Source organism: Methylobacterium sp. WL119 (genome assembly GCF_008039875.1).
Taxonomy (GTDB): Bacteria; Pseudomonadota; Alphaproteobacteria; order Rhizobiales; family Beijerinckiaceae; genus Methylobacterium.
Genome location: NZ_VRUU01000199.1, coordinates 1 through 2877, shown reverse-complemented (window position 1 = coordinate 2877; position 2877 = coordinate 1). Strand labels below are relative to the sequence as shown.

The 2877-nt window shown below is 63.0% G+C and carries 3 protein-coding genes and 2 pseudogenes; 2 read left to right on the top strand and 3 right to left on the bottom strand.

Features of this window, described 5'->3' with window-relative positions; all coding sequences use genetic code 11:
• Nucleotides 1-158, bottom strand: a 158-nt coding sequence (locus FV227_RS28235) for a helix-turn-helix domain-containing protein (protein WP_147860446.1), incomplete at its 3' end; no start/stop codon positions are given.
• Nucleotides 159-337: 179 nt separating this feature from the next.
• On the opposite strand from FV227_RS28235, the pseudogene FV227_RS28230 reads away from it, so the two are divergent.
• A pseudogene (locus FV227_RS28230) lies at nucleotides 338-660 on the top strand (IS481 family transposase); the annotation flags it as partial.
• 23 nt (nucleotides 661-683) lie between these two features.
• Here the strand turns inward: FV227_RS28230 and FV227_RS28225 are convergent.
• Together FV227_RS28225 and FV227_RS28220 are read right to left on the bottom strand one after the other, a co-directional pair.
• Entirely contained in the window at nucleotides 684-998 is a 315-nt protein-coding gene (locus FV227_RS28225; protein ID WP_147860445.1) for a hypothetical protein, read from the bottom strand.
• On the bottom strand, nucleotides 995-2104 hold the full coding sequence (locus FV227_RS28220) for an IS5 family transposase (RefSeq protein ID WP_147860444.1): 1110 nt from the start codon (nucleotides 2102-2104) through the stop codon (nucleotides 995-997). The genes FV227_RS28225 and FV227_RS28220 overlap by 4 nt, the downstream gene beginning before the upstream one ends.
• Nucleotides 2105-2185: 81 nt before the next feature.
• Between FV227_RS28220 and FV227_RS28215 the strand changes: the two are divergent.
• A pseudogene (locus FV227_RS28215) lies at nucleotides 2186-2877 on the top strand (DDE-type integrase/transposase/recombinase); the annotation flags it as partial.

Below are 2877 nucleotides of genomic sequence, written 5' to 3'. Positions count from 1 at the left end.
GATTTCAGTCCGCCAAACTGACGCCGCCACCGGTAGTATGTCACTGAACTCACGCCGAGCGCGCGGATTGCATCGGCCACGCTCTGGCCCTGTGTGATCAGCACATCCGCCTGCCGCAACTTGGCGACGATCTCCTCGGGCTTCGGGTGCTTTGCCATCTCGTCCGTCCTCCAGGCTCAAAAGCCATACCAAAGGGCGGACCACTTCAATGGGGGCTGACCAACGACAGGCCGGCGCGGGCCAGTTCCCTGAGTTCTTACAACCAGACAGTTATGAGTGCAGTCCCGCGGTGTGGTGGCATCAGTTTCGCTGAGGCTGCCACACACCGGGAGGCGTTATGGGACAGGTTCTTCACGGCTGCGCCACGACCACGCACGCGGTCAGAGCAGCGCTACAGCGATCGAAAGCTCCGCTCAAAGACTTGCCGCTCAGCATGGATTGAACTTCAAGACGGTCGCGAAGTGGCGCAAGCGTGCCTTCGTGCATGACGCGGTGATGGGATTGAAGACGCCGCGCTCGACCGTGCTCACGATCGAAGAGGAGGCGCTCATCGTTGCCTTCCGCCAGCACACGCTCTTTCCGCTTGACGACTGCCTGTACGCGCTCCAGGCCACCATCCAGCACCTGACCCGATCATCGCTGCATCGCTGTCTGCAGCGCTAGCAGGGTGTTGAAAAAGCCGGTCAACGGCGGGCGATGAAGGGGATTTCGTCGCCGCGATGGACGCGGATTTCGCCTCGAAGCGATCCTTCAGCCTGGAGCTCAGCCGATCCAGAGCCGCAGACCGGGTCCATCTCGTCATTGCCGTTCCAGTCGAACGCAACGGCGGCACGATCACTCCCGTGGCCGGCTCCGCCAGCGAAAGCTCCGGTGACACACCCAAAGGCGAACTCGCCGCGGCCGTTCTCGAAAAGGATGTAGGCTGGCTCGACCATGTCGGCATAGTCGTCCTCGTAGCCAGGCAGCTCGACGATCCGCCACTTGCCCAGGACGCTCACGCCAGAGCTCCAAGCAGCTTTGGCAGGCGGACCAGGTTGTAGGCCGCTGCCGTCAGAGTGAAGGCCCATCCGACCTTGTCGCGGCCTACGAAGCGGGTCTTGCGCAGTCCGCCGACGGTCTTGATCCAGCCAAAGCCCTCCTCGATGCGCTTGCGGATCTTCTGGCTCCGACCGTAGCCGGCGTGGCGGGTGGTTCGTCCGTCGATGGAGGAGCGGCGGCCGTTGGTGTTCCGGGCCACGTGTGCGCGCACGTTCATCGACCTGAGCTCATTGACGAAGTCCTCGGCGTCATAGGCCTTGTCGGCACCCACCGAGATCGCCTTTGGCCGATCCGCCCTGGGCTCAATCATCGACAAAGCCGCGATCCGCTCGGCGTGACCGTTCGCCGAGGTCAGGCGGGTGTCCACGATCAGGCCCGAGCGGTTCTCCATCAGGGTGTGGCCGAGGAAGCAGAGCTTGGCCTCCGTTCCCGGACCCTTGCGGTAGAGGCGGGCTTGCGGGTCCGTGGTGCTCGTGTGGGTCTCGTTCGAGCGCGTCTGCCCCTTGAAGTCGACCTCGGCGTTACGCCCGCCGGCGGAGGGCGACGGGTCTTCCTCTTGATTGGTGCCGCCCTGATCCTTAGGCTTGAAGCTCTTAATCGAGGCCCATGCCTCGATCAGCGTCCCGTCGACGCTGAAATGGTCGCTGGATAGAAGCCGCTTCACGCGGGGTTGCGCCAGCACGGCGGCCAGGAACTGGGCCGCGATCTCGCCGGCCAGAAGCCGGTCCCGGTTCCGGGTGAAGCTCGAATGATCCCAGGCCTGATCGTCGATGCCCAGCCCGACGAACCAGCGGAACAACAGGTCGAACTCCAGCCGCTCCATCAGCTGCCGCTCCGAGCGGATCGAGTAGAACGCTTGCAGGAGCAGGGCCCGCAGCAGCATCTCGGGCGGGATCGACGGACGACCCATCCGAGCCGCATAGAGCGCCGAGAACGACCCGCTCAGGGCCGCCAGAGCCTCGTCCGTCAGTTGCCGGATGCTCCGCAGGGGATGATCCGCCCGGACCCGAGCCTCAAGGTCCACATACGAGAACAACGCCCCCGAACGTTGATCCAAGCCTCGCATCTGACTTCCCCGTCCGCTGCCGGGACGGAGTGAATCATGCCAAGCCCCGTCACGCCACGGACTTCTTCAACACCCTGCTAGGGGATCAGCCGGTTACCCGAGGCCGGCGGCGACAAGCCCGGCAAGCAAGTGTTCAAAGCCTACCCGATCGGCTTCTTCCATATCGACATCGCGGAAGTTCGCACCGGCGAAGGCAAGCTGTACCTTTGGATGGCCATCGACAGGACATCCAAATACGCCTTTGCCCAGCTGCACGAACGCGCTGATCGGCCCGTGGCCTGCGCCTTCCTGAAGGCGCTCATCGAGGCTTGTCCTTACCGCTTGCACATCATCCTGACCGACAACGGCATCCAATTCGCCGAGCTGCCCTAGAATCGTCGAGGCCCGACTGCCCTGTACCACGTCAACCGCTTCGACCAGATCTGCCGGACGCACGGCATCGAGCATCGGCTCACCAAGCCAAACCACCCGTGGACCAATGGCCAGGTCGAGCGCATGAACCGAACCCTCAAGGAAGCGACGGTCAAGCGCTACCATTACGACAGCCACGACCAACTGCAGGAACATCTCGCCGCCTTCCTAGATGCCTACAAGTTCATCCGGTGGCTCAAGACCCTACGCGGCCTTACGGCATACGAAGCGACCTGCCGAGCCTGGGCAGATGATCAAGACTGGTTCAGATATGACCCAACCTATCCCACCTCGGGACTGAACACTAATCCTCGTGCGAAGATTGGGCCAAGCAGCGTGACCTACCGGACGGTCTCTTATTC

What these genes read in the sequence shown, in the direction of transcription:
- FV227_RS28220 (WP_147860444.1), bottom strand. Translation starts at nt 2,104, where the DNA reads ATGCGAGGCTTGGATCAACGTTCGGGGGCGTTGTTCTCGTATGTGGAC.